30 protein-coding genes are annotated in these 23,743 nt (G+C 58.8%); 22 read left to right on the top strand and 8 right to left on the bottom strand.

Going from position 1 to position 23,743, the window contains the following annotated elements; genetic code table 11:
* Positions 1-13: 13 nt before the first annotated feature.
* From AC1RAC_RS06465 to AC1RAC_RS06430, 8 genes are all read right to left on the bottom strand, one after another.
* On the bottom strand, positions 14-1,846 hold the full coding sequence (locus AC1RAC_RS06465) for a DNA cytosine methyltransferase (RefSeq protein ID WP_492616440.1): 1,833 nt from the start codon (positions 1,844-1,846) through the stop codon (positions 14-16).
* On the bottom strand, positions 1,843-2,325 hold the full coding sequence (locus AC1RAC_RS06460; protein ID WP_492616439.1) for a hypothetical protein: 483 nt from the start codon (positions 2,323-2,325) through the stop codon (positions 1,843-1,845). The genes AC1RAC_RS06465 and AC1RAC_RS06460 overlap by 4 nt, the downstream gene beginning before the upstream one ends.
* Positions 2,322-2,864: a phosphohydrolase gene (locus tag AC1RAC_RS06455; RefSeq protein ID WP_492616438.1), complete on the bottom strand. Its 543-nt coding sequence runs from the start codon at positions 2,862-2,864 to the stop codon at positions 2,322-2,324. The genes AC1RAC_RS06460 and AC1RAC_RS06455 overlap by 4 nt, the downstream gene beginning before the upstream one ends.
* Positions 2,861-3,259, bottom strand: a complete 399-nt coding sequence (locus AC1RAC_RS06450) for a hypothetical protein (protein ID WP_492616437.1) — start codon at positions 3,257-3,259, stop codon at positions 2,861-2,863. Before AC1RAC_RS06450 ends, AC1RAC_RS06455 begins: the two co-directional genes overlap by 4 nt.
* Positions 3,260-3,309: 50 nt before the next feature.
* The gene (locus AC1RAC_RS06445; protein ID WP_492616436.1) at positions 3,310-3,636 is read right to left on the bottom strand and encodes a pyocin activator PrtN family protein; all 327 of its coding nucleotides are present in this window, start codon (positions 3,634-3,636) and stop codon (positions 3,310-3,312) included.
* Positions 3,637-3,776: 140 nt separating this feature from the next.
* Positions 3,777-4,061: a phage antirepressor KilAC domain-containing protein gene (locus AC1RAC_RS06440; protein ID WP_492616435.1), complete on the bottom strand. Its 285-nt coding sequence runs from the start codon at positions 4,059-4,061 to the stop codon at positions 3,777-3,779.
* A gap of 9 nt (positions 4,062-4,070) precedes the next feature.
* Complete coding sequence (locus AC1RAC_RS06435; protein WP_059397080.1) at positions 4,071-4,652, bottom strand: hypothetical protein; 582 nt, start codon at positions 4,650-4,652, stop codon at positions 4,071-4,073.
* Between the two features lie 253 nt (positions 4,653-4,905).
* Positions 4,906-5,688, bottom strand: coding sequence for a S24 family peptidase (locus AC1RAC_RS06430; RefSeq protein ID WP_056845586.1), 783 nt, complete (start codon positions 5,686-5,688; stop codon positions 4,906-4,908).
* Positions 5,689-5,775: 87 nt separating this feature from the next.
* Here AC1RAC_RS06430 and AC1RAC_RS06425 point away from each other — a divergent pair, with 87 nt between their 5' ends.
* From AC1RAC_RS06425 to AC1RAC_RS06320, 22 genes are all read left to right on the top strand, one after another.
* Positions 5,776-6,033: a helix-turn-helix domain-containing protein gene (locus tag AC1RAC_RS06425; protein ID WP_492616434.1), complete on the top strand. Its 258-nt coding sequence runs from the start codon at positions 5,776-5,778 to the stop codon at positions 6,031-6,033.
* Positions 6,034-6,367: 334 nt separating this feature from the next.
* Entirely contained in the window at positions 6,368-6,886 is a 519-nt protein-coding gene (locus tag AC1RAC_RS06420) for a phage regulatory CII family protein (RefSeq protein WP_492616433.1), read from the top strand.
* Positions 6,879-7,106: a TraR/DksA C4-type zinc finger protein gene (locus tag AC1RAC_RS06415; protein WP_082363216.1), complete on the top strand. Its 228-nt coding sequence runs from the start codon at positions 6,879-6,881 to the stop codon at positions 7,104-7,106. Before AC1RAC_RS06420 ends, AC1RAC_RS06415 begins: the two co-directional genes overlap by 8 nt.
* Positions 7,096-9,318 (top strand): VapE domain-containing protein, encoded by a 2,223-nt coding sequence (locus AC1RAC_RS06410; protein WP_492616432.1) that lies wholly within the window; start codon positions 7,096-7,098, stop codon positions 9,316-9,318. The genes AC1RAC_RS06415 and AC1RAC_RS06410 overlap by 11 nt, the downstream gene beginning before the upstream one ends.
* Positions 9,311-9,676, top strand: coding sequence for a PA0613 family protein (locus tag AC1RAC_RS06405; protein WP_059397078.1), 366 nt, complete (start codon positions 9,311-9,313; stop codon positions 9,674-9,676). The genes AC1RAC_RS06410 and AC1RAC_RS06405 overlap by 8 nt, the downstream gene beginning before the upstream one ends.
* 518 nt (positions 9,677-10,194) lie before the next feature.
* A complete protein-coding gene (locus AC1RAC_RS06400) occupies positions 10,195-10,539 on the top strand; it encodes a phage holin family protein (RefSeq protein WP_003172128.1) in 345 nt (114 codons plus the stop codon).
* A gap of 206 nt (positions 10,540-10,745) precedes the next feature.
* Complete coding sequence (locus AC1RAC_RS06395; RefSeq protein WP_492616431.1) at positions 10,746-11,351, top strand: terminase small subunit; 606 nt, start codon at positions 10,746-10,748, stop codon at positions 11,349-11,351.
* Positions 11,352-11,354: 3 nt separating this feature from the next.
* Positions 11,355-13,355 carry a phage terminase large subunit family protein gene (locus AC1RAC_RS06390; protein WP_492616430.1) on the top strand — a complete coding sequence of 667 codons (2,001 nt, stop codon included), beginning with the start codon at positions 11,355-11,357 and terminating at the stop codon, positions 13,353-13,355.
* A 1-nt stretch (position 13,356) separates the two neighbouring features.
* Entirely contained in the window at positions 13,357-13,563 is a 207-nt protein-coding gene (locus tag AC1RAC_RS06385) for a phage head-tail joining protein (protein WP_056783432.1), read from the top strand.
* The gene (locus AC1RAC_RS06380; RefSeq protein WP_492616429.1) at positions 13,563-15,044 is read left to right on the top strand and encodes a phage portal protein; all 1,482 of its coding nucleotides are present in this window, start codon (positions 13,563-13,565) and stop codon (positions 15,042-15,044) included. Before AC1RAC_RS06385 ends, AC1RAC_RS06380 begins: the two co-directional genes overlap by 1 nt.
* The gene (locus AC1RAC_RS06375; RefSeq protein WP_492616428.1) at positions 15,041-16,183 is read left to right on the top strand and encodes a head maturation protease, ClpP-related; all 1,143 of its coding nucleotides are present in this window, start codon (positions 15,041-15,043) and stop codon (positions 16,181-16,183) included. The genes AC1RAC_RS06380 and AC1RAC_RS06375 overlap by 4 nt, the downstream gene beginning before the upstream one ends.
* Positions 16,180-16,518 carry a head decoration protein gene (locus AC1RAC_RS06370; protein WP_492616427.1) on the top strand — a complete coding sequence of 113 codons (339 nt, stop codon included), beginning with the start codon at positions 16,180-16,182 and terminating at the stop codon, positions 16,516-16,518. The genes AC1RAC_RS06375 and AC1RAC_RS06370 overlap by 4 nt, the downstream gene beginning before the upstream one ends.
* 63 nt (positions 16,519-16,581) lie before the next feature.
* Complete coding sequence (locus AC1RAC_RS06365; RefSeq protein ID WP_492616426.1) at positions 16,582-17,577, top strand: major capsid protein; 996 nt, start codon at positions 16,582-16,584, stop codon at positions 17,575-17,577.
* 2 nt (positions 17,578-17,579) lie between these two features.
* Positions 17,580-17,900, top strand: a complete 321-nt coding sequence (locus tag AC1RAC_RS06360) for a head-tail joining protein (protein ID WP_492616425.1) — start codon at positions 17,580-17,582, stop codon at positions 17,898-17,900.
* A complete protein-coding gene (locus AC1RAC_RS06355; RefSeq protein WP_492616424.1) occupies positions 17,897-18,556 on the top strand; it encodes a hypothetical protein in 660 nt (219 codons plus the stop codon). Before AC1RAC_RS06360 ends, AC1RAC_RS06355 begins: the two co-directional genes overlap by 4 nt.
* On the top strand, positions 18,556-19,071 hold the full coding sequence (locus tag AC1RAC_RS06350) for a hypothetical protein (RefSeq protein ID WP_492616423.1): 516 nt from the start codon (positions 18,556-18,558) through the stop codon (positions 19,069-19,071). The genes AC1RAC_RS06355 and AC1RAC_RS06350 overlap by 1 nt, the downstream gene beginning before the upstream one ends.
* Positions 19,072-19,100: 29 nt before the next feature.
* A complete protein-coding gene (locus AC1RAC_RS06345; protein WP_492616452.1) occupies positions 19,101-19,634 on the top strand; it encodes a phage baseplate assembly protein V in 534 nt (177 codons plus the stop codon).
* 55 nt (positions 19,635-19,689) lie between these two features.
* Positions 19,690-19,950, top strand: a complete 261-nt coding sequence (locus AC1RAC_RS06340; RefSeq protein WP_492616422.1) for a hypothetical protein — start codon at positions 19,690-19,692, stop codon at positions 19,948-19,950.
* Positions 19,951-19,955: 5 nt separating this feature from the next.
* Positions 19,956-20,282 (top strand): GPW/gp25 family protein, encoded by a 327-nt coding sequence (locus AC1RAC_RS06335; RefSeq protein WP_492616421.1) that lies wholly within the window; start codon positions 19,956-19,958, stop codon positions 20,280-20,282.
* Positions 20,279-21,160, top strand: coding sequence for a baseplate assembly protein (locus tag AC1RAC_RS06330; RefSeq protein ID WP_492616420.1), 882 nt, complete (start codon positions 20,279-20,281; stop codon positions 21,158-21,160). Before AC1RAC_RS06335 ends, AC1RAC_RS06330 begins: the two co-directional genes overlap by 4 nt.
* 1 nt (position 21,161) lies before the next feature.
* Positions 21,162-21,851 (top strand): phage tail protein I, encoded by a 690-nt coding sequence (locus AC1RAC_RS06325; protein ID WP_492616419.1) that lies wholly within the window; start codon positions 21,162-21,164, stop codon positions 21,849-21,851.
* On the top strand, positions 21,848-23,734 hold the full coding sequence (locus AC1RAC_RS06320) for a phage tail protein (protein WP_492616418.1): 1,887 nt from the start codon (positions 21,848-21,850) through the stop codon (positions 23,732-23,734). Before AC1RAC_RS06325 ends, AC1RAC_RS06320 begins: the two co-directional genes overlap by 4 nt.
* Positions 23,735-23,743 lie beyond the last annotated feature (9 nt).

The following is a 23,743-nucleotide window of genomic DNA, read 5'->3' as shown; positions in this document are numbered from 1 at the left end:
CGGTGAAGGGCTGTCATGCGGCCTCCAGCTGTTCGGTGACGGTCTCGCTCATGTTTGCCCGAATCAGTGCTGCCATCGGCTGAGGTGAGACGGAGTTGCCGACCATCCGCACCTGGGCGCGCTTGGTGAACTTGCGGCCGTCGTGCCCCACGTCGATGACGTAGTTATCGGGGAAGCCTTGGGCGCGATACAGCTCGCGTGGGGTGAGCATTCGCATGCCGATATCGACGATCACATAAGGGGTGCCCTTGATCGTGACGGTTACAAGCGCCAGGCGATCCCGGGTTGTGATGGTCGCTGCTGGGTCGCGCAGGTCGTAGATGTTATCGGTGCCGTAATAACCCATCAGGAACGCGGCTACGCGCATTGCACCCTCCTGGTATTCCGGCGCCAGGGTGTACTCGACCAAGGCGTGGTGCTCGGCGCCGGCGGTGATAGTCGGCACCAGGCCATCCATGGGCTGACCAACGCAGTTTTTGCGGAGCGTGCACAGGTGTGCTGTGACCACGTTCTGCTGGCTGCCGCTTGTGGTGATCGCAGTCAGGGGCTTGCTCGGGTGGTGCCCGGGGGTAACGTTGTAGCCGCCGTTGTGTTGAGCCAGGTAGGCGACGGTCAGGGCGAAGTGTCCACCTTTGACATTTGCGCAGATGGCGCGCAACGGCGAGTCGCCGGGCATGTTGCGCTGGCTACTGCCGTTGGCATGCTCGGTGATGAAGGGGGCAAGCGTTGGGGCGACCAGCGCGAACCCATGGGAGCCAGTGATGGTTTTCGTAGGGATGTCGACTGAGTGAACGCGCGAGTCGTCGCAGCCCGAGTGGTTGACGCTGACGATGAAAGGGTCTGCGTGATCGATCACATAGCGCTTGGCGCCCTTGCGCAGACGCTCCATGGTCTTGTTGACCAGCGGGCGGCGCACACCAGCCGAGCGGCCTTCTTGCTTGTCGAGAAAGATGCTGGGGCAGGGGATAGACCAATCAATGCTACTGGCAGCGGTGAGCTGTGGCTTCTGTCCCTTTGCTGGTGCTTTCGCATGGGTAGGCTCGGGCCATTGAAGTGGCTTGCCGTCGCAGCGGGCCACCAGGTAAAGACGCTCGCGCAATGTTCCGGCGCCGAAGTCACTGGCTTTCAGCTTCCCGTGGCGCAGGTCATAACCCATGCTGCTCAGAATCGATTCGAACCGGCGCCAGGTTTGGCCTTTGCGTTTCGGATCGGGTATCAGGTATTGGTCTTGCACGGGCACCCGCTCGCCGACATCGGCAACACGCAGGTCGCGGCATATGACCCTGCCTGTGGTTGGGCAGCGCTTGGCGATTAGCGGTCCCCACTGGAGCACCTGCATCACGTTCTCCATGGTGATCATCTGCGGGCGTACCTGTCCCGCCCATTTGATGACTACCCAAGACAGCGAGCGGCTGGTGGTACTGCGCGGCTGGCCGCCGGCCGCGAGGCTGTGGTGGGTGCATTCGGGGCTGGCGTGCAGGTGCAGCACAGGCCGGCCACGGATGGCCTTGCGTGGGCATATCTCATACACATCGGTGATGTAGTGTTCGGCGCCCGGGTGATTGCGCTTATGCATGCTGATCGCATCGGGGTCGTGGTTGATCGCGATATCTACCGGCATGCCGGTTGCCATCTCCTGGCCCATCGTTGCGCCACCGCCGCCGGCGAAGAGATCAACGCGAATGCCGCCTACCAGGTTGAGTCCGAACTGAGTGTGGACTGCGCTGGTGATCGGGGTTGATTTGAAAACTTCCCTTTCGGCCTTGCTGGTGCGCTTGGATCTACGCAAACGCAGGTGGGTAGTGCCTGCGCAATCTGGCGAGAGTTGCGACTGGAAGGCAGTCACGCGACACCTCCTGCCAGTTTGGCCTGATCCTGTTGGTAAGCCTCGAGCAGCGCGGCGCGAATGTGCGAATAGCCTTCGGTATCAGCCTCCTCATGCGGGAAGCTGATTTGGCTGGTTTCGAACTCACACCACAAGCTTCCTCGGTGATCCAGCCAGTCAATTAGCTGGGTATCAGTGATGTCGTCAGGTAGATACATCCGGCCTGGGCTTGCTTCTGTTAAGTAATCCGCAGGCCTTGAGACGGGCGTATACCCCACGACAGGCTGCGCGAGCGGGCGTGTCTGAGCGTTTAGCGTTGCATCAGCGAGCGCTGCCCCGCGCAGCTTTTCGTGGGGTATAAGTGCCTCGGCAGTGGCGCTGAAAGGAGCAATAATGCCTGCTGCTGCGCAGCAGAGACTGTTTGTTTCTAGCGTGTTGACGCTGCTGGCAGTGCGGAGCAAAGCGGGCAGGGCATTGGCGTTGTCCTGGTGGTTCTTCATACCGCTTTCCTCCGGTGTTCGATAGCAAGTTGGTCCATCAGGCGCTGGTGGTAGGTGTTGCGTGCTTCTGCGGCTGGCCATGGACGAATGGTTTCAGCCATGGGCTCGATGCCGACCAAACAATCCCAGATAGCCGTATCGGTTGGCATGAGGTCGCGGCGCTCGGTGGCCAGCGCAATCAGGTCAGCCTGGTGTATGCATGCGGGTAGATCGAAGGCCAGGTCGAAGCGCTCACAGATGCGCCCCCACACGACGTCCTCAAATCCTCGGTAGTCGGGCATCCACTGTTTAAGTGGCCGGGTCATATCGCCCAGGTACGCCTCGGTCGCATCGTGGAGCAGGGCCGCCAACTTATGTTCTTCCGGCACCAGCTCGGCGACGATGCAGCTGTGTTGTGCCACGCTGTAAAACTCGCGAGTGTGGCCGTTGAAGCGACACAGGTGGGCCAACGAGTGCGATATGTCCCGTGGGTCGATCATGTCGACTTCAGGCTCATAGACGTTGAAGTGCTTGCCGGTGAAGGTGAAGATGAAGTTCATGCTGCATCCTCCAGCGTGAACGGATCCATCAGAGCAGCCATGCTCAGAGCCTTGTCACGTAAGGCAAGTGCTTGCGTTGCCTGGCTCTCGGATCTCACTGCTCGGAAGGTGTCAGCCGCAAGCTTGAGCTTTTCGGCGATGGCTAACAGAGTGAGTCGATCTTGTGGTTGAAGATCCAAGATAAGTTGCAGGCGCCGGCATCGTTCGGTGACTTGCTCAAGTTCGGTAGAGCTTGCTGACCCGCCCTGGTCCATCCCTTCCATAAAGCCCTGAGCATGGCCATCCTCATAGCCCTCAGCTCGACCATCCGTTAAGCCGCCCTTGTAGCCGACCCAGTAGAGGATCCCAAGCGCTATAACGATGCTGATCAGTGCGTATATTTGAATTGCAGTCATGTGGTGTGCTCCTGGTGTTGTTGGCTGGTGGTGGCAGCCGTTGGGGATTACTAGCCTTGCTCGGTTGAGTCGGTTTTTGGTCGCGGCATATCTTCATCCGCCCTATAGGCGCGAATGTCTATTAGCGAGGCCACATGCTTGATGTGGGCGTACTTCGGTGCCTTGCGGCTGTTGACCAGTGTTGTCACGGGCAATTGAATTCGGCCTGTGGTAATTGCGTCGGCAAAAGATCCTTCGTTGAGGTTCCGGAAGTACCGTTCGCGCAACTTTTCCACCGGGATCAGAACGTCACCAAAGGTCCGGTACAGAAGTTCGACTGTCACCGGATCGGGTGCGGGCAGCAGTCTTAGTGGCTGTTGTTCAGCGTGTGCAGTCATTGGGTTTCTTCCGTTGAGGATGATTCCAGGCATTCAGGCAATGGCGTTTAGTCAGCTCCCGCAGATGCTCCGGCACTTCGAGGAGCGCGGCGTTGCGCTCCTCGCGTGTGCGCATGGCGACGATCTGGCGGGCGTACTCCCTAGGCCACGTCACGGTTATCAGCCGGGATGGCTGGTAGTTCGAGGCCGAGCTGTTCGGCCAGCCAGCGAATACCGGCTTGCCGAACCTTGGTCGACTGGCTGTACTGCATGCCCGCTTTCTCGTGGTACCAGTTGCTGTCTTTGATCCGCAGGTACTCCCGGTCACGCATGGGGAAAGCCGGCAGGTTGCGGTCGTTGAGCAAGCCCCTGTCACGCATGAGCGCGATCAGCTTGGGACGGGTCAGGCCGAAGTACTTGGCGGTTTTTTGGAGGTCACGTTCCATCACGGCCTCCTAAGCTGCATGCGCGGCAGGGGTCGCCACGGTAGCCAGGTGAGTGATGGATTCTGCCACCATGGAATAGATATCCACGTCACTTCCGCATACGGTGAAACACTTGGTGCGCGGCTTCTTCACGCCGATGCTCATGATTGTGGTGATTCCTGCGCGGGTCTTGTTACGGTGGATTGCCAAGTTGATCGGCAACTCAAAACCCATATCGAGACTGAGTGCGCCGCCGGTGCGGATCAGCTCGAATACCTGCTGCTTGTGTTCAGTCTGGAACAGGCCATAACGGCGATCAGCGTGCGGCGGAGACGAAGGATCGACGGAAGTGGTTGGCCCGTTGACGATCTCCTCAATGAAGTCAGCAAGCTTGAGGTGCATCTTCTTGCTGTTGGTCAAGGTCAGTGTGTGGCGTTCGCTGCCCAGCTCAACGGTGAAATGCGTGTCTATTTTTCGGCGTTCGACCTGCAGTCGGAAGGCCATGACGTCGCGTTGCGTTTCGGCGCGCAGATGGTGGTTGAAGGTTTCGGTCAGACAGACCTGAGCCTTGAGCAGTGTCAGGGTGCGGTTGTCGAGTTTGTACTTCTTCATGCCGCGTGCCCTCCGCCATTTGGATCGAATGGCACAGTCGCGGAGCGCTGTTTCAGCTTGGGTTTGGAAGCGATGAAAGCGCAGCCGCAGTGTTGTGCCAAGCGGCGGATTTCGAAGATGCGAGAGGGGTTAGCAGCGGCCGGGTGGACGTGCAGGGTGGCAGTGGTGTGCATGGTATTGCCTCGCTCTGTGGTGGAAGAGTGAGACAAGTAAACAACATGTTTGGTTTTTGGTCAAAACATTTTGTTTGGTTTTAGATTAGAGAGGGGCCTTTCAATGGGCGTATCGATGACCACCAGAAAATCCGCCCCAAAATCACAACGCGTTGAGCCATTATTTGATCAAAATCGTAGTCTTCGTCAGCGTACTCGTCGGAATTGAAGCTCCTCATTTTTACCCCATTAGGGGTGCGCTGAAGAAATTTGATGCGGAAGTGCCCATCGTGATCTATCGCGTATATTTCTCCATCAATTATTCTGGTCATTCCCTTATCGATACCGACAGTGGCACCAGAAAGAATCAGTGGGTGATTGCTGTTGCCGCTATTTGTGGCGAACACTGCGTTCGAAGGATCAACGCCACAACTTCTCATGGTTGCCCTCGAAAATCGCAGTTTTGGTCCAGTAATCTCTTGAACCTCAGTGCGCGCAACCTTTCCTGGTCCGGAAGAGAGTTCGACTTCCTTGTATAGCCTCAACTCAACCTCATCCTCTTCAAGTGGGGTGTTTGAATCCCAAGGGGCCATGGGTTCAAGGACATACAGGGGGGAGTCATTAGCCGCTTGTGGCGCTTTCCCTCGTGCAGTATTCGAGGTCCGCATAGGGACATCTTTCCCCTCAAGCCAATCGCGTTCAACTACCAAAGTCATAGCGACTTGGCCCGCCATGTAGGCAGGGACACCTCTCGCCTTCCAGTTGGTGACGTTCTGATCGTTTTCCAGATCAAGCAGCCGGGCGAGTTCCGCGCCAGAGAGTCCGGAGTCTTCCAGGGCTTGACGAAAGCGCTGGCCTTTTAGGCGTTGTGGTTGTTTGTTCATAAACAGAATGTTACAGCCCTTGCACAAAAATGATAACAAACGTATTGTTTGGTTATGTCATTCGTTTTGTTTGCATAAGGTGATGTCATGACTACGCCTGACCAGGTGTTCGATTTGATAGTGCTGGTCGCTGAGCGGGCCGGTAAAAGCCCCTCGCAACTCGCAAGAGAATGCGATGTAAGCCCTCAGCGCTTTTTCAATTGGCGACATAGAGGGGTTCCTGTTGCTCAGGTTCGTCCCCTTGCGAAAGCTTTGGCATGGGGACTTTTGCCTCATGAGTTGAGACCTGATTTGCCAGATATTTTTCCAGTGCCGGTTCAAGTTGTTTCGGCACAGGCGGCATAGAGCGCGAAGAAAAAAGGCGACCTTAGGGCCGCCCAGTTCCTCCCGGCACACACCACCACAGTGCTGTCGGGTCGCGACGAAGGTAGGAGGGCACACCACATGCAAACCACCTCCCTTTATCGCGCTGCCAAGACACGGATGTCTTGGGTTGCTGCCTTTTCCACCACAGATTGGGCAGCTGTTGCGCCAGAGGTGAGAGACGGATCACTCACCTCGGCACGGTGCCGGTTTCGATCTTGAGGATCTTGCCGGCGTTTGGGCCCTTTCAAGCCACGCGGCAAATGTAACACCACTGCACGCCGCGCGGCACTGGCAACTTATAAGGATTAATGCCATGAGCCGAATTGCTCTGAGTTGCGTTGATCGAGCACAACGGGAAGTCCTGACGCTCGAATTAGCGCTGTACCACGCCGCACGGGATTATCCAGGCGGCGCCGCTGCAATTGCAGCCACTACCGGCCGTAATGCCACTACTTTGCAACACAAGCTGTCTCCCACCCACCCTTCGCACACCGTAAACGTCCAAGAGTTCGGCGAGATTCTCGAACTGACCAAGGACCGTCGAATTCTCGACGCTGTGCACGGCCTTGTTGGCGACACGATCTGGCAGGAGCTGGCCGAGTCGTACACCAATGACATGCCCGAAACCCTTACCACCGGGATTGCGCAGTTCTTCCGGCAGGTAGCGGACCTGTCCGAAACTTGGGCCAAGCATATTGGCGACGGCAAAGTCGACGACGGTGAGTTGGCTGAGATACGCCAGTTGGTGTTTCGCGGCATCCAGGGTTTGTTGGGTATGTACAACCGCGCCCGTTACGTCAACCAGACTACTCGTGGGGCGGAACGTGGCTGATATTGCTGATTTTGCAAATGACCTGGTGCAGGAACGACTTGATCAGGCTTTAGCTGCTCGCGCAGCCCAGCTTTCTGGCACGACCCTGCATTCGTTGATGTTCTGTGATGAATGCGATGAGCCAATCCCAGAAGCTCGTCGGTTGGCACAGCCCGGTTGCACCCACTGTGTTGATTGCCAATCCGCAGACGATCTAAGGGCCTCCCGTTATGCTCGATGAGGTAATCAATCAGTTCGCGGATTATGGCCTTGAGCCTGATCAGCCGTTGGTTTTCGGCAAGCTCACTCGCTGCAAAACTACCCAGGATAAGGGCAAGGAAAAAAACGGCTGGTACGTGGTCCATGAACACCGGACCGAGAAAAACGAGATGCTGATCTTTGGCAGCTTCGGTGACTGGCGCTCCGGCGACACCCAAAAAATCAAGGTCAAGGCCGGGCGGATGAGCCCTGAAGAGCGCGAAGTCATGCGCGCTCGCCAAGAAGATGCCAAGCGCAAGGCAGCCGAGATCGCGGCCAACGCATCACGCCGAGCGGCCAACCGTGCTGCCAGCCTGTTCAGGCGCATGCCCGAAAAGGGTAAAAGCGCCTATCTGGATCGAAAGCAGATCGTCGGCTTCAGGGTTCGCTATGCGCCACGTACCGGCGCACTTCTAGTCCCCATGTGCAATGTGCGCGACCAAACTGTCGGCCTGCAGGTGATCTTCCCCGTCAAGCAAGAAGACACTGGCCGAGATAAGCAGTACTGGCCGCCCGGAATGTCTAAAGAGGGCGCTTTCCATTTAATCGGCCCGCACCCTGAACCCGGCGAGCCGGTGCTGGTGTGTGAGGGCTACGCCACGGGCGCAAGTCTGCACATGGCGACTTCGCTCCCTGTCGCCATCGCCTTCGACGCGGGCAACCTGCTTCCGGTCTCCAAAGCGATGCGCGAGCGCTTTCCTGGCTGTCCGCTGATCATCTGCCGGGACGACGACTGGAAAACTAAGCGTCCCAACGGTGACCCTTGGAACCCGGGCGAAGAGAAAGCCAACAACGCCGCGCTGGTCGTTGGAGGTCAGGTAGTCGGCCCTGTGTTCTCCGGCGAGCGCGAGATCAAGTGGACCGACTTCAACGACCTGCATGTTGCCGAGGGATTGGAGGCTGTCCGCCGCCAGGTGTTGGCGGTGGTCAAGCCTCCTGCAGCTGGTGGTTGGAAAGATCAATTGGCCCGAACTGAAAACGGCTCCCTGATAGCGCACATGCAGAACGTCGAATTAATCCTCGGCAACGATGAGCGTTGGGCTGGAGTGATCGGCTTCAGCGCCTTCAGCTCAAAAATCGTTAAGTTACGTGCTGCCCCATACGGTGGCGGTGTCGGCGACTGGGCGGATATCGACGACATGCTTGTAATGAAGTGGCTCGCACAACAGTACAACCTTCGGGTCAAGGCCAGCAGCGTGATCGAAGCGGTTAGCGTGGTTGCTCATGATCATGCCTTCCATCCTGTACGCAATTACCTCCACGGACTGGAATGGGACCGTGTTCCACGGCTGGCTACCTGGTTGACTGACATCATGGGCGTTGAAGCAACTGACTACAGTTCGAAGGTTGGTAAGCGCTGGATGGTCTCAGCGGTCGGGCGCGTGATGCAGCCAGGTTGTAAGGCTGACTCGGTGATGATCCTCGAAGGGGCACAGGGCGCCGGTAAATCAACAGCAATGTCTGTGCTTGGCGGTGCCTGGTTTATGGATACACCTTTCGCCCTGGGCGATAAGGATGGCTTCCAGGCGATCCGTGGTAAGTGGATCATTGAGCTGGGGGAGCTGGACAGTTTCAACAAAGCTGAGTCGACCAAGGCGAAGCAGTTCTTCTCTGCGTCGACTGACACCTATCGCGAGAGCTACGGCCGAAGAACGATGGACGTGCCACGCCAGTGTGTTTTTGTGGGTACGACGAACCAAGACGAATATCTCAAAGACGCCACGGGTAACCGGCGTTACTGGCCTGTCGCGTGTACCAAGGTCGATTTGGACCAGTTGCGCGAAGTCCGCGACCAGCTCTGGGCTGAAGCGATGTTCTGTTATCAGTCCGGTGACATTTGGTGGGTCAATCGGGATGAGGCGCCACTATTCGCCGAAGCGCAGGAATCGCGCTTTGTCGTGGATGAGTGGGAAGGGCCGGTCGTCAAGTGGTTGGAAGAATCTCAGATCGGCGCGACAGCGAGCGGAGAGGATATTTTAGCTGGCGCGCTGAAACTCGATTACGGCCATTGGGGTAAGCCCGAGCAAATGCGCGTGGGGGCAATCATGCATCGCCTCGGATGGCGAAAGGTGCGACTGCCGGCGTTGCCGAAAAGTGGTATTCGGCCATATGCCTACAAGAAGCCAGATGATTGGGGCAATGCATCAGCGCTGCAGGTTGATAGCGAACGGGACGAGGAGCCTTGCTTTGATTAAGCGAATCGATGAAATGCTCAAGCTCTGGGCGCAGGATCTGCATTCGCCGGTTCCGGAAGGCTCTGGCGGGCCGAGTGGCGGCAACATGATTGCCATGCTGATGGAGTGCAAAGGCGAGCTGATACGTGGTACTCGCGGTAGTCGGATCTTGTTGGATGAGTCGGCGGATATTGAGCTGATCGTTAATAAACACTTGGCGCCTGAGCTGGCGGTGGTGGTGTGGGAGCACTACTGCAATCAGGAAAGCTTCCTCTCCCAGAAAATGTTGCATTGTGGGTGCAGCGCGCCAACGTATTACCGTCGATTGCACGATGCCCATGTGAGCATTGATGGCTTCCTCATGGGCAAAGCCGCATGAGCCTGGGCATTACTCTACCAATATGTGTCCTACTGTCCGGCCTTGTCCTACCTTTAATCTGCAAGGTAGGACAGCCGCAGGCCGCGCAGTCCGTGGCCTGTCCTACTACCCTACCTCTTATTGCACTCCGCACATGTGAGCGTAGCGCGATGCATCACGCGCCCTGGGCGCGCATGCGTGTTTTTAGTTTTCTCTCTTTACACGAGAAAAAGTTAAAAGAGGTAGGGCAGTAGGGCAAGGCCCCGAATTCAGCGGGCTCAAGCTGTCCGACCTCCATTTAGAATAGTGGGGCAGGTAGGACAGCGCCGGAGGCGCTGGAAGCCGAAATAAAGATATTCACCGACATTGCCTAGCCGTAGCCCAGATATTCACCGGGTGGCATTAAAACGGGGTTGCTGCCATGAGAATCCACCTGTAAAAAGTAGTCATCTTCGATAGGTGCGACCGCGAGCAGCGGGACACACCACCACACTAGACCCGGCCATTGCGCCGGGTTTTTGCGTTTATGGGGTAGGGCGATGACAAACGAGCAGCAAGCGCTTATTGAGATGCCGATCTGGATGGTGATCCTGCTATCCCTGATCGGCGGTATTTCCGGAGAGGCATGGCGGGCCGACAAAGCGGGGGTAAGCGGCTGGTCATTGGTTCGCCGCTTGCTGCTTCGATCCGGGGCCTGTGTGGTCTGCGGGCTCTCCACCATGATGTTGTTGCACGCATCGGGCATGTCCGTCCTGGCGGCGGGGAGCATTGGCTGCCTCACCGCGATGGCCGGCGCCGATGTCGCCATTGGCCTGTACGAACGCTGGGCCGCCAAGCGGTTGGGCGTGTGCGATGTGCCGCCCTCGGGCAGCGGGCAGGCTTGATGCTCTGGAGGCCCCGAAATACGTGGCTTGTAGAGGCTTGCATCAAAATGGTGCGCCGAAAAGTCGCCGGGGACCCTGGCAGCATTCGAGGGACACGGGGCATGAAACCCGCGGGAAAGCGTTAGCGGCAGGCCCACCAGCTTACTGAAATTCAATCCATTGAAATTGAAAGGTTTCCATTGAAAAGCCGTTGAAAAGGAGGGCTTATGACGGATCCACTGTTCCTGTCTAAAAGCGCTTTCGCGGTTCGCATCGGCAGGACGCCGAGTTACATCACCTGGCTGAAAGACAACAACCGCCTGGTGCTGTCGCCGGATGGCAAGAAGGTCGACGTGCTGGCAACGGAAGCGCTGATCCTCGAAACCGCCGACCCCAGCAAGGCCGCTGTCGCGGCTCGACACCAACAAGACCGGCTCCAGCGTGACGTTTACAGCCAACTGTCCCCCATGGTCGAGCCGACTAACACGGCTGCGCCGCCGCAGCCTGCTGGCGCGAAGAGCGGGCAACCCGACTTCCAGAAGGCCCGCGCACACCGCGAGTACTACCTGGCCCAGTTGGCCGAAGCCGAGTTTCACAAGGTGCAGGGCTCGCTGGTGGATATGAAGGCGGTCACCACCGGGGCCTACAACGCCGGACGCATGCTGCGCGATCAGTTGCTCAGCATGCCCCCGCAATTGGCCCCAGAACTGGCGGCTATGTCCGACCCTTGGGAGATTGAGCAGCACCTGACCAAGGCCCTGCGGCTGTCCCTGGAAGAGGCCGAGCGCATGTCTTCGGCTGACCTTGAACGCGATCTGATCATAACGAGTTAATCCATGCATACGGAAAAACCTGACGGCGCTGAGGTGTACCGTGAGGCGTATTTCCGTGGGCTGCGTCCAGACCCCAGCCTCTGGGTGGATGAGTGGGCCGACGAGTACATGCGCATCCCGCGTGATACTGGCGCCGCCGAGCCAGGGAAATATCGCACCGTGCGAACGCCCTACGCACGCGAGCCGATGCGTTGCCTGTCACCGGCTCACCCATGCAAGCGTGTGGTCACCATGGTTGCCTCGCAGCTGATGAAGACCCAGATTGCCTTGAACTGGATCGGCGCGTTGATTCACATGGTGCCGTCGAACATCCTCACGCTGCTGCCAAGCCTGGGTCTGGCAAAGCGGGTGTCTTCGCGTATCGGCAAGACGATCAAGGCCACCCCGGTGTTGCGCGAACGTGTGGCGGCGAGCCGCTCGCGGGACTCGCGCAACACCATGGACACCAAGGAGTTCGAAGGCGGATCGCTGTATGTCACCACAGCCGGCTCTGCGGCCAACTTGGCCGAGCTGTCGGCGCGCTACGTGTACGGCGATGAAATTGACCGCTGGGAAGTCGACGTAGGCGAAGAGGGCGACCCTATCGAACTGGCGGAAACGCGGGGCAGTACCTTCGGCCGCAATGCCAAGTTCTACTTCTCCAGTTCGCCGACCATCAAGGGCGCCTCGCGCATTGACGATCTGTTCGAGGGTAGTGACCAGCGTTACTACTACGTGCCGTGCCCAACTTGCGGGCACATGCAAACCCTGGAGTGGGAGCGGTTGCATTACTCCCAGGACTTCAGCGTAGTGCATTACGAGTGCGCCGCGCCTGACTGTGACGTGCTGATCGAGGAACATCACAAGGGCGACATGCTCGCGCGTGGTGAGTGGCGTGCCCATGCCAAGGGCGATGGAGAGACGGTTGGCTTCCACCTCAACGCACTGTATTCACCGTTGGGTTGGACAGGCTGGAAGTCGCTGGCGAAGCAATTCGAGAAGGCGAAAAAGGCCCAGGCCAAGGGCGACCTTGAGCCCATGCAGGTGTTCTACAACACCCGTCTGGCTAAGGTGTGGGACAGCGCGCAAGAGCAGACTAAGGCTTCGGTGCTGATAGAGCGGGCGCGTAAAGAAGGGTTCTCCCTCGGTGCGATGCCCGCCGCCGTGATGATGATCACGGGCGCCGTCGACGTCCAGGCCGACCGTCTGGAATTCATGGCGATGGGCTGGGGCGTGGGCATGGAACGCTGGGTCATCGACCACAGGGTGATCGCGGGCGACCCGTCAGACGAACGCACCTGGGCGGTGCTGGATGAACTGCTGAAAGAGCGGTACCGGCACCCTTGCGGTGTGGGCCTGGGCATTCTCGCGGTCGCCGTCGACTCCGGTGGTCACCACACCGACGAGGTTTACCAGTTTTGCCGCGTGCGGCGCTGGCGCAACATCTTCGCCATTAAGGGCGCGAGCAAGCCCGGTAAGCCGGTAATCGCTCAGCGACCGTCCATGGTGGATGTGACCTGGAAGGGTCAGACCGAGCGAGGCGGCGCCGAGCTGTGGTTTGTCGGTACCGACACTGCAAAGGACTGGATCTACAACCGCTACCCGTTTGAATCCGGGCCCGGCGCGCTGCACTTTGCCAACGATCTACCGGACGAGTTCTTCGCCCAGTGCGTGGCCGAGCGCAAGGTCGCCAAGTACGTGCGGGGTCACAAGCGCATCGAGTGGATCAAGGGCAAGGCCGAGCGCAACGAAGCCCTCGACCTGATGGTGTATTGCCTGGCGATGGCGCATTACCTCGGCATCAACCGGTATCAGGAACACGACTGGGACCGGGTACGGAACTCGTTGGCACAGGCCGGTTTGTTCGATGAAAAGGTGGTCGCTGCTGAGCGTGTAACGGTTGCCGCACAGGCTCCCGCGACACCGCAAGTGGCGCCGCAACCAGTTGCCCCGGTCGCCCAACCGCGACCCGCTGCACCCCCACAACGCCGCAGCTCCACCAGCGGTTACCTGAAGAGACGCTGATATGTCGTTTACTCCGAAGCACCTCGAAGCCATCGAGCGCGCCATCGCACGCGGTGAAAAGACCGTGCGCTACAGCGACCGCACGGTGGAATACCGTTCCATTGACGAACTGCTCAAGGCCCGCGACGAGATACGCACGTCGCTGACCAACGCCGCCGGGCCCCGCTCTCGCGTGGTTCGGCTCATGCATGGAGGCAAGGGACTCTAATGGCACGACACTATCCGACGCTGACTCGTAATGGATTCTTGCTGCCGTCGAACATCAAGGCCAGTTACGAAGGCGCGGGTGAGGGTCGACGCTCGGCCAGTTGGGAAGCCACCGACAACGGCATCAACAGCATCAACACCCCGGCCCTGCGTAACCTGCGGGCGCGTTCACGGGCAGCGGTGCGCAATGACCCGTACGCCTTCAATGTCATCGACAAGCGCGTCAGCAACCTGATCGGCACCGGCATCACGCCCAGGCCGTCCACCGATGACGCGGAGCTGCGCAAACTCCAGCAGCAGTTGTGGGACGACTGGGTTGACGAAGCGGACGCTGATGAGCTGACCGACTTCTACGGCATGCAGACACTGGTGGCGCGCACGGTTGAAACGGCAGGTGAGTGCTTTGTGCGGTTGCGGCCGCGCAGCCTCAGTGAGGGGTTAGCGGTGCCGCTACAACTGCAGGCGCTGGCACCTGAGTTCGTCCCACATGACAAGTTCGAGACGGCCAAAAACGGCAACGTCATCCGCGCCGGGATCGAGTTCAACCCGGCCGGCAAGCGTGTGGCGTACTGGATGTACTTGTCGCACCCACGCGATTCGTCGTCGTTAAACGTCGGCTACAACCAGCTGGTGCGCGTGCCGGCGACGCAGGTGCTGCATATCTTCGAACCGATGGAGCCAGGGCAACTGCGCGGCGTGCCACGTCTGGCCCCGGTGTTGAAGCGCCTGCGCAGCCTCGACAATTACGACGACGCGGTCCTGTTCCGTCAGGAGGTGGCGAACCTGTTCGCTGGTTTCATCAAGCGGCCGGCCCCAGACGCGGGGCAGCAACCTCGCGACCCTGTCACGGGGCAATTGCTGACCACCGACCGTGACGGCTTCACGCCGATGGTCGCCCTGGAGCCCGGCACCATGCAGGAGCTGGGGCCAGGTGAAGAGGTGGAGTTCTCCAAACCACCGGACGCCGGCAACAACTACCCGGACTTCATGCGGCAGCAGCTGATGGCTGCGGCGGCGGGTTCGGGCACGCCCTACGAGATCCTCACCGGCGACATGCGCGAGGTCAACGACCGGGCGCTGCGGGTGGTGCTCAACGAGTTCCGGCGGCGTCTGGAGCAACTGCAATTCGGCGTGTACGTGCATCAGCTGTGTCGCCCGGTGCGCGCTGCCTGGATGGACATGGCGGTGCTGTCCGGCGCCCTAGTGCTGGATGACTACGCACAACGGCGGCGCGAATACCTGCGCACACGCTGGGTGCCACAAGGCTGGGCCTACATTCAGCCGGTGCAGGACGTCCAGGCGCGGCGGATGGAAGTGCAGGCGGGCTTCGGTTCACGCAGCGAGATGTGTCTGCGCAACGGCTACGACGCGGAAACCATCGACGCGGAAAACGCCGCCGACCTCGCCAGGTCCACCGACCTGGGCCTCAACTACACCACGCTTGATGCCATCGAGCCGATTGATGACAAGGAACAACCATGAGTAAAAAAGCGATCCCGCGCATTTATGACAAGGCTGGCAAGCAGGTAAAAGTCGCGGATAAAAGTTGGTACACCTTCCAGGCCAGCGGCGAAGCCGAGCAACAGACCATTGAGGTCTTTGTATACGGCGAGATCGGCACCTGGGGTGTCAGCGCTAATCAGTTTGTTCAGGACCTGCGGGCTATGGATGACGGCGCTTCCCCGGTCGTTGTGGCGTTCAACAGCATCGGCGGCGACCTGTTCGACGGTCTGGCTATTCACAACGCACTGTCGCGCTTGGGCGAACGCTGTACCGGGCGCATTGATGCGCTGGCGGCCAGCGCGGCCAGTGTTGCCGTGTGTGGCGCTCACCGGGTGGTCATCGCGGCCAATGCCATGCTGATGATCCACAACCCTTACACCTTTACCGGCGGTGATGCCGAGGACTTCCGGCGTGTCGCCGACGTGCTGGACCAGACGCTGGAAGCGATTATTGCGGCCTACAAGTCCAAAGCGCCGGACATCGACGAGGCCGAGCTGCGGCGCATGGTCAACGCCGAAACCTGGCTTACGGCCAACGAAGCAGTGGCCCTGGGCTTGGCCGATGAAGTGGGCGACGGGCTGAAGGTGAAAGCCTGCCTCGGTCAGGGCAGCGTGTTGCAGCGCTTCCAGAATGCCCCGGCTGAATTGCTGGCCCAGTTGGACGAAGAGCCGGATGTTGAGCCGACTGATCCTGTAAACCTTCCGGATCCAGCTCCCGTATTGGACGCTGCCGGATTGGCGTTGATGGTTACCAAGGGGTGTGCGGCGGCAGGCATCAGCAACCTGGTGGACCCGATACTCGCTTCGACGAAGCTAGAAAGCGAAGCGGTAGTCACTGCGGCGCTGACCAAGGCAAAAGCGCTGCACGGCTTGTGTGTCGCGGCACGATTGCCGGAACTGACCGGCGAGTTCCTGGCGGCTGGCTTGGATGAAGCTGCTGTCAGGGCGCGCCTGTTCGACAAGCTGGTGAGCAGCGGCGGCGGCTTTGAAATCAACAATAGCCTACCGCTGGACGATGACCCAGCCCTGACGGTCAAGGCCAAACAGGTCGACACTCACTCAATCTGGGCCACCCGTCAGGCGGCACAGAACGGAACCTCGAAAGGAGCAAGAGCATGAAAATTGAATCGATGCACGCAGGCGAGTTCCTGCTGTCCGAAGGCGCCGGCAACATTTCCCGCGAAGCGATCAACGTAGCGGCCGGGCCTGCCCTGGAACCGGGCCAGATCCTCGGTCTGGTCACTGCCACCGGTGAGTTCGCGCCGTATCACTCGACAGCCGAGGACGGCACCGAAAACGCCGTCGCGATCCTCTATGGGCCTCTTAGTGAATCCGAGGTCGTGCGACGCGGTCGCGCCATCGTGCGGCTGGCTGAGGTCAGCGAGGCTCATTTGACCGGCCTTGACCCCGCCGCCGAAAAAGCACTGAACATCCAGCACGTGATCGTGCGCTAAGACGCTTACCCCATTAATCCATCCCGCCAAATGCGGGATTTTTTGTTTCTGGAGAGTACCCCCATGGCCGATATCGCCATTTTTGAAGACGATGCGTTCAGCGTTTCTTCGTTGACTGCCGCAATCAATGAGCAGGAATACCTGCCGGGCCGCATCAGCAGCCTTGGCCTGTTCCGCGAAGAGGGCATCAGCACGCTTACCGTGCAGATCGAGAAAGACGGCGACACCCTGGCCCTGGTGCCATCGGGTGAACGTGGTACTTCTGGTCTGGTGGTCGGTGCGACTAAACGTCAGCTGATCCCGTTCAACACCGTGCACCTGCCGGAACGTTTCACCATCAAGGCTGATGAGATCCAAGGGATTCGCGCCTTCGGTACCCGCAGCGAACTGCAGGCCGTGCAGGATGTGGTCAACAAGCGCCTGGCGAAGGCCCGCCGGCAACTGGATGCCACCCACGAATTCCAGCGTATGGGCGCGTTGAACGGGCAGGTGCTGGACGCCGATGGCAAGACCGTGCTGTTGGATATTTATAAATCCTTCGGCGTTAATCGCCAGAAACTGCCGATGGGCTTGAACAGTCCAGATACCGAGCTGCGTGTCAAATGCGGCGAAGCGCTGGATATGCAGGAGGAAGCACTCGGCAGCGTCACCAGTACCGGCTCCCGCGCTTTGTGCGGCAAGAACTTCTGGAACAAGTTCATCGTCCATAAGTCGGTCAAGGAAACTTACCTCAATACCATGCAGGCCGCGTCTCTGCGTGGCGATGCTCGTGAAGCCTTCGAGTTCGGCGGGATCGTCTGGGAGCGTTATCGCGGCAAGGTTGCCGGTGTTGCGTTCGTCCATGACGACAAGGCGCTGCTGGTCCCCGAGGGCGTCCCTGATCTGTACATCTCGTCCTTCGCACCGGCCGACTACATGGAAACGGTCAATACCCAGGGCATCCCGTACTACAGCAAGATCGAGCCACTGCCTTTCAACAAGGGTGTGGCCGGCGAAGCCCAGTCCAACCCGCTGCATTTGTGCACGCGGCCTCGGGCGCAGATCTTGCTGGAGATGTGATCGTGGCCTTCCGCGATCTGATCGACGACATCGACGCCGTGGTCTTCGAAACACTGGGCGATAGCGCACGGATCGAGGGCCGCGAAGAGCCGGTGCTTGGTATGTTTGCCGCGCCCTGGTTGCAGCCGAAGCTCGGCAAGCTCAATACCGGCTTGCGTGAGCCTCGGTTTGAGATCCGCGTCAGCGATTCGGAAGGCTTGAAACGTGGGCTTTTGGTCAGCGTCGACTTGCCCGCCCTGGACGGCGGCGGCGATTACGACTTGCTGCAACTGGAGCCGAGCGGCGACGGTCTGGTCGCCTTGATCCTGAGGTTGCGCCCATGAGCATCGGTAGCTACGTCAAACCCTCGGCCGGCGGCGGGATGATCTCTATCCAGTCGTCAGCTGCAGATCTCCAGGCTTTTCAGGACTTCGCCAAGTTGGTGCCCAAGGCAGCTGCTGCCGCCCACCGACGCGCGATCAACAAGACGTTGGGCTGGTTGCGCACGCACATTGCCCGTGCAGTCAGCAGGCAGGAGCGCATTGCTGTCGCGGCAGTACGTCAACGGTTGCGCAGCTACCCAGTGTCCGGCGGGGCGTCCAGCGGCAAGCTGTGGTTCGGCTTAAATGCCATCGAGTCCAGCCGGATCGGCCGGGCGCGGCAAACTGGCAGCGGTGTTTCGGTCGCGGGGCGGCGTTACCAGGGCGCGTTCCTCAAGAAGGTCTACGGCAATAAGCCAGACATCTGGATTCGTACGGCGAGCAAACACTTCAATGCCGATGATTATCCCGACAGCACCGTGTCACCGGGTCGTGGGCCTAGTTCGGGGTGGGTCGCGGAGAACGGTAGCCGCTTTCCGTTAGCCAAGGCCAAAGTGTCTCTGGAACAAGCCCGTCCTCACTTTGAGAGCTGGGTAAAAAAGGCCGATGAGCGCTTGCTGGAGATCCTGAAACAAGAACTCAACTTTGAGCTGCAGAAGCACCTCAAGAGGATCGGGTAATGGCTGACGAACCTTTTAGCCTGGACCAGCTTTACCAGGCGGTCGAGCAACACCTGGTGAGTCATCTGCCAGGGGTTCAGACGGTAAGTGCCTGGCCGAACATTCAGGATCGCATTGCTTTACCGGCAGTGTTTTTGGAGCTGGCCGAGATTGAGCCCGGTACCGATATCGGCACGGGCGAAACCACATTGGTTTGTAAGTTCGAGGCACGCGTCGTCGTTGACCCACTCCATCCCCAACATCAGCAACAGGCGGTGCAGTTGGCAACTCAACTCGCCGTACTACTTCGGGCTCAGACCTGGGGGCTGGAAGTTGAGCCGGCAGAGTTCGTTCAGGCGCTACAGGACTGGACCCAGCCAGTGCTGGATGGTTACACCGTCTGGCTGGTGGAATGGACGCAGCAGGTGTACCTCGGTCCTGAAGAGTGGCCCTGGCCCGATCAGCCTCCCGGCATGCTGTTGTTTGGCTTCAATAACGACGTCAAAGAGGACTTTGTTCCTGCGGAGGATTTGTGAGCGGCTACGTTGCTGCCCAGCACGACCGCATGCTTGCGGGGGTGGTCAAGGATTGCTTTGTGGTTGCGGTCGACCTGGCTGCCTCCCCGCCGGTGTGTCGGGTCTCGGATGGCGAATGGACTAGCGCATGGGTGCGTTGGCACAGTATCGCCGCCGGCAAGGCCAGGCATTGGCGGGCACCGTCTATGGGCGAGCAGGGGACACTGGTTAGTGCCAGCGGTGACGTGTCACAGGGCACGTTTATACCGGGCTTGTATGGCAACGCCGGTCCGCCGCCGGATAACCGAGATCATGTGGAAGTTTGGCGGTTTGATGATGGCGGCTCGCTGATTTACGACTGGCAGGCCAAGAGCTACAGCATCACTTTGCCCAGCGGCTCGGTGACGATTAAAGTCGCCAGCACGGAGGCGGTCATTAGCGATAGCGCCGTCACCGTCACGACGGGGAATATCAACCTCAAAGCGGCGGTGATGATCGACGGAGCGTTACACGTCACGAAAGGCATCACCAGTGCCGGTGCGATCATCGACGCCGGTGGCAACAGCAACCACCACACGCATTAATTTCAACTAATAACAGCTCGCCCGGTGCGGGCTTTTTTTATGCCTGGAGAAACACATGGCCAAAATCGTCGACGCAATTGTCACCGACGAACCAGCGTTTGCACCACAGGTGCGGGAACCGCTGTTGCTCAAAACACCCGCGACATCGGAAGTCCTGAAGTTCCGCGACAAGGTCTTCACGTCGCGGCTGCTGATCGTTCCCGGTACCGACCGCACCCTGCCGGTGATCAAGGCGGTGGTAGAGGTTTCAGTGTCGGACACCGACGCGGTCAAGTTCCTGAAAGATAACGCGGAATTCGAGCTGTTGAAGGAGTGATTTAGATGATCGGAATGGATCGCCACACCGGCCAACCCATTTCCGGCATTGCGCACTTGCGCCAATCCGTCCCAGACATTTTGGGCACGCCGTTGGGCAGTCGCCGGCATCGGATGGATTACGGCAGCAAGCTACGGCGGTTTGTTGACTTGCCTGTGACTGAGGGCTGGAAAAGTGCGGTACAGGCTGAAGTCGCCCGCGCCCTAGGGCGCTGGGAGCCGCGTTTGAAACTGGATCAAGTGCGTGTCGTTTCCGTTATCGGCGGGCAAATCAACCTGAAAATCGTCGGGCAGTACCTGGGCGACAGCGTCACGCTGGAGGTGGCCGTATGAGTATCGTGGATCTGTCGTCGTTGCCTGCGCCGACCGTGTTGGAGCCGCTGGACTTCGAAGAGGTATTTCAGGAGGGATTGGGGGTCTTTCGTGGATACATGGGCGGCAACTGGACTGCCGCGCTGGAGAGCGATCCGGTGCTTAAGGTGCTGGAGGTTGGCGCTTACATCAAGGTCGGCAACCGCGCTCGGGTCAATGACGCCGGCAAGGCGGTATTGCTGGCGCATGCCATACGTGGCGACCTCGATCACCTGGGGGCTAACGTCAACCTGAAGCGCCTGGTTATTCAGGCCGAGGATCTCCTGGCGGTTCCGCCTGTTCCGGAAGTCAAAGAGGATGACGATCCGTTCCGAGAGCGCATCCAGTTGGCCTATGAGGGGCTGACCACAGCCGGCCCACGTAACAGCTACATCTTGCACGCACGCAATGCCTCGGGGCTGGTAGCGGATGCCACAGCCGAAAGCCCGGCGCCTTGTTACGTTACGGTAACGGTGCTGGGTTTAGACGGCGAAGGTGAGGCGCCTCCGGATCTGCTCGCCACGGTGTCTGCCGCGCTGAATGACGAGGATGTGCGGCCGGTGGGGGATCGTGTGACGGTGCAGAGCGCCCAGGTGATCCGTTACCAAATTGAAGCCATCCTGCACATGACCAGCGCTGGCCCCGAGGCTGATGCCAGTTTGGCCGAGGCGAAAAGTCGATTGGCGGCGTGGATCAACCCGCGCAAACGGCTGGGTATTGAGGTGGCACGCTCAGGCGTAGACGCCCAGTTGCACGTTGCCGGCGTTTCCAGGGTTGAGCTCGTCGGATGGCAGGACCTGGCCCCGACCAAGGCTCAGGCGGCGTTCTGTACGGGATACACCGTGACGCTGGCGGGCTGACATGAAAAGCCTACTGCCGATCAACAGCACGCAACTGGAACGGGCCATGGAGGCGACGTTCTTCGAAAAAACAATTGTCCCACTACGCGACCTTTACAACGCTGATACCTGCCCGGTGCATTTGTTGCCGCACCTGGCATGGGCATGGTCGGTGGATCGCTGGGACTACCGATGGACCGAGGCGACCAAACGTGCCGCCATCAAAGCCTCTTATTACATTCATGCCCACAAAGGCACCATCGGCGCGTTACGCCGCGTGGTCGAGCCGCTGGGCTATCTAATCGAGATTATCGAGTGGTTCAACATGAGGCCCGAAGGGGTGCCCGGCACCTTTGCATTAAAAGTCGGGGTGTTGGACACCGGTATCACCGAGGAAATGTATCAGGAACTGGAGCGGCTGATTGATGACGCCAAGCCGGTTAGCCGGCATCTAACCGGGCTGGCTATCAGCCTAGAAACCACCGGCTCTATAAACGTCTTCGCAAGTGCTTATGACGGGGACGAAATTGACGTTTATCCGCCGGTACTCCGGGATATCGAGACAACCGGCGTTATCGGTGGTGGCGGTCGCGAACACAGCATAGATGAGCTTGAGGTTTATCCGCTGACACCTTCCTTTATCTCGGTTGATTGTTATGTCGGTGTTCCTGGCCGCGAACATTCCATAGACCTTTTGGACGTATACCCATGATTGATGCCAATTCGCAGTTTTTCGCCATCCTGACGGCCGTGGGGGAGGCGAAGCAAGTTAAAGCCGATGCTGGCTTGATGACTTGGAAGTTAACCCACATGGCCGTGGGCGACGCTAATAACACTGATCCAATACCTGATCGTTTGCAGAAGGTGTTGATCAACGAGCGCCGCCGTGCGCCGCTGAACATGCTTGGCCCTGATCCGGCTAACCCCGGCATCCTTGTAGCCGAGCAGATTATTCCGTCTGACGAGGGCGGTTTTTGGATTCGGGAGTTGGGGTTGTTCGACTCCGACGGGGATCTGGTGGCGGTAGCCAACTGCGCGCCGAGCTTCAAGCCGAAGCTTTCCCAGGGCGCCGGCCGGACGCAGACCGTCCGCATGAACTTCATCGTCAAGAGCTCCACGAACGTGGTGCTGAATATCGACCCTTCGGTTGTGACGGCAACGCGCAGGTATGTGGACGAATCCATAGCCGGCGCCATTAACAAGCTGGATTTTAAACAGTCGGTGTTGGTTGCAACCACGGGCCCCGTGGTTCTGGCTGGTATTCAAGCCATCGACGGTTTAGCGGTGCCTGCGGGATCGCGGGTGCTGGTAAAAGATCAGGTGCAGGCGAAAGACAACGGTTTGTACGTGGTTGGTCCTGATAGCTGGGTGCGTTCTGGCGATGCCGATAGCAGCGACAAAGTAACGCCGAACCTGATGGTGGCAGTGGAGCGTGGCACGGTAAACGCCGATACCCTCTGGCAGCTCGTCAGCGACGGCCCGTTGGCGCTCGGCACAACGCCTTTAGCCTTCCAATGGCTCGGTGGGCAGAACGCTCCTACCCAGCCAGTGGATGACCGTTCTAAGCGCGTAGCCAACACCGAATCGCTCAGGGCTCAAATTGAAAGCCCAAAGCAAGAATTTCCGATCCACGTCTACCGTAAAAATCGGTTGATTAATGCTGCGTTCCAAATCTGGCAACGCGGCAAATCTGGCGTAGTGGGAAAGGTCGGCGGTGGTCCGGAACAAGTGTTCGGTCCTGATCGTTGGATGGTCTACAGCCCTGCTGGAGCAGTCTGCAACTGGAGCCAGTTGCCGCTGGAGCAGGGCGCAAATATCAACGAGGCGAAATACGGACTGCGCCTTTCAAGGCAAGGGGATGGTCAGGGTTGGAATCTAAGCCAGCGCATAGAGAATGTTGAAACTTTAGCGGGTGGGAAAGTAACCGTTTCGTTTTATATGAAAACCACCGTGCCGCATACTTGCGCGGTCATTCTTCGACAAAATTTCGGAATCGGATCAACTGATTCGAACGTCGATGTTGGGACTTCAGTAGAGCTAACGACGGCGTTTAAAAAGTATGTGGTTACTTTAGATTTGGGGTCTGTGGCGAATAAAAATAAGGGAGCGGCTAACGATTTTCTAGAGTTGATCTTCGCTAGTTGGGGGACAGGGGCGCATGTCACTGATATCACCAACGTGCAAGTAGAAGGCGGTAGTGTAGCAACACCTTTCGATTATCGAACGCAGTATGAAGAGAGCCGCGCATGTATGCGGTACTTTGAAAAGTCGTTCCTTATGGATCATCCAACCAAATCCAATAACGGCCCGCAAACCTGTATTGCAACATTCACTCAGTCCGCAGCTGCCCAAAGTTCTCAGTCAGGTTTGCGCCTGGACTTCCGTGAAATTAAACGGGTTGTCCCTACGCTTAAGCTGTTCTCACCAGGAGAGGATACAGCGCAGATTTGGGCGCAATCTTCAGTGAAGCCTTGTACGGGCACCAACATTCAAAGTTTGTGGGCGACAGGCTTTTCTTTGTCCTGCATTCCTCCGGCTGGCTCGGTGCCTGGGTACACCTTGCAAGTTGAGTGGACTGCTGAAGCCGAAATTTAAAGGAGCGTT

The sequence above is a fragment of the Pseudomonas sp. GW823-FHT02F05 genome (assembly GCF_058797315.1).
The sequence above is the reverse complement of the archived record's forward strand: the minus strand, read 5'-3'. Positions and strand labels throughout refer to the sequence as shown.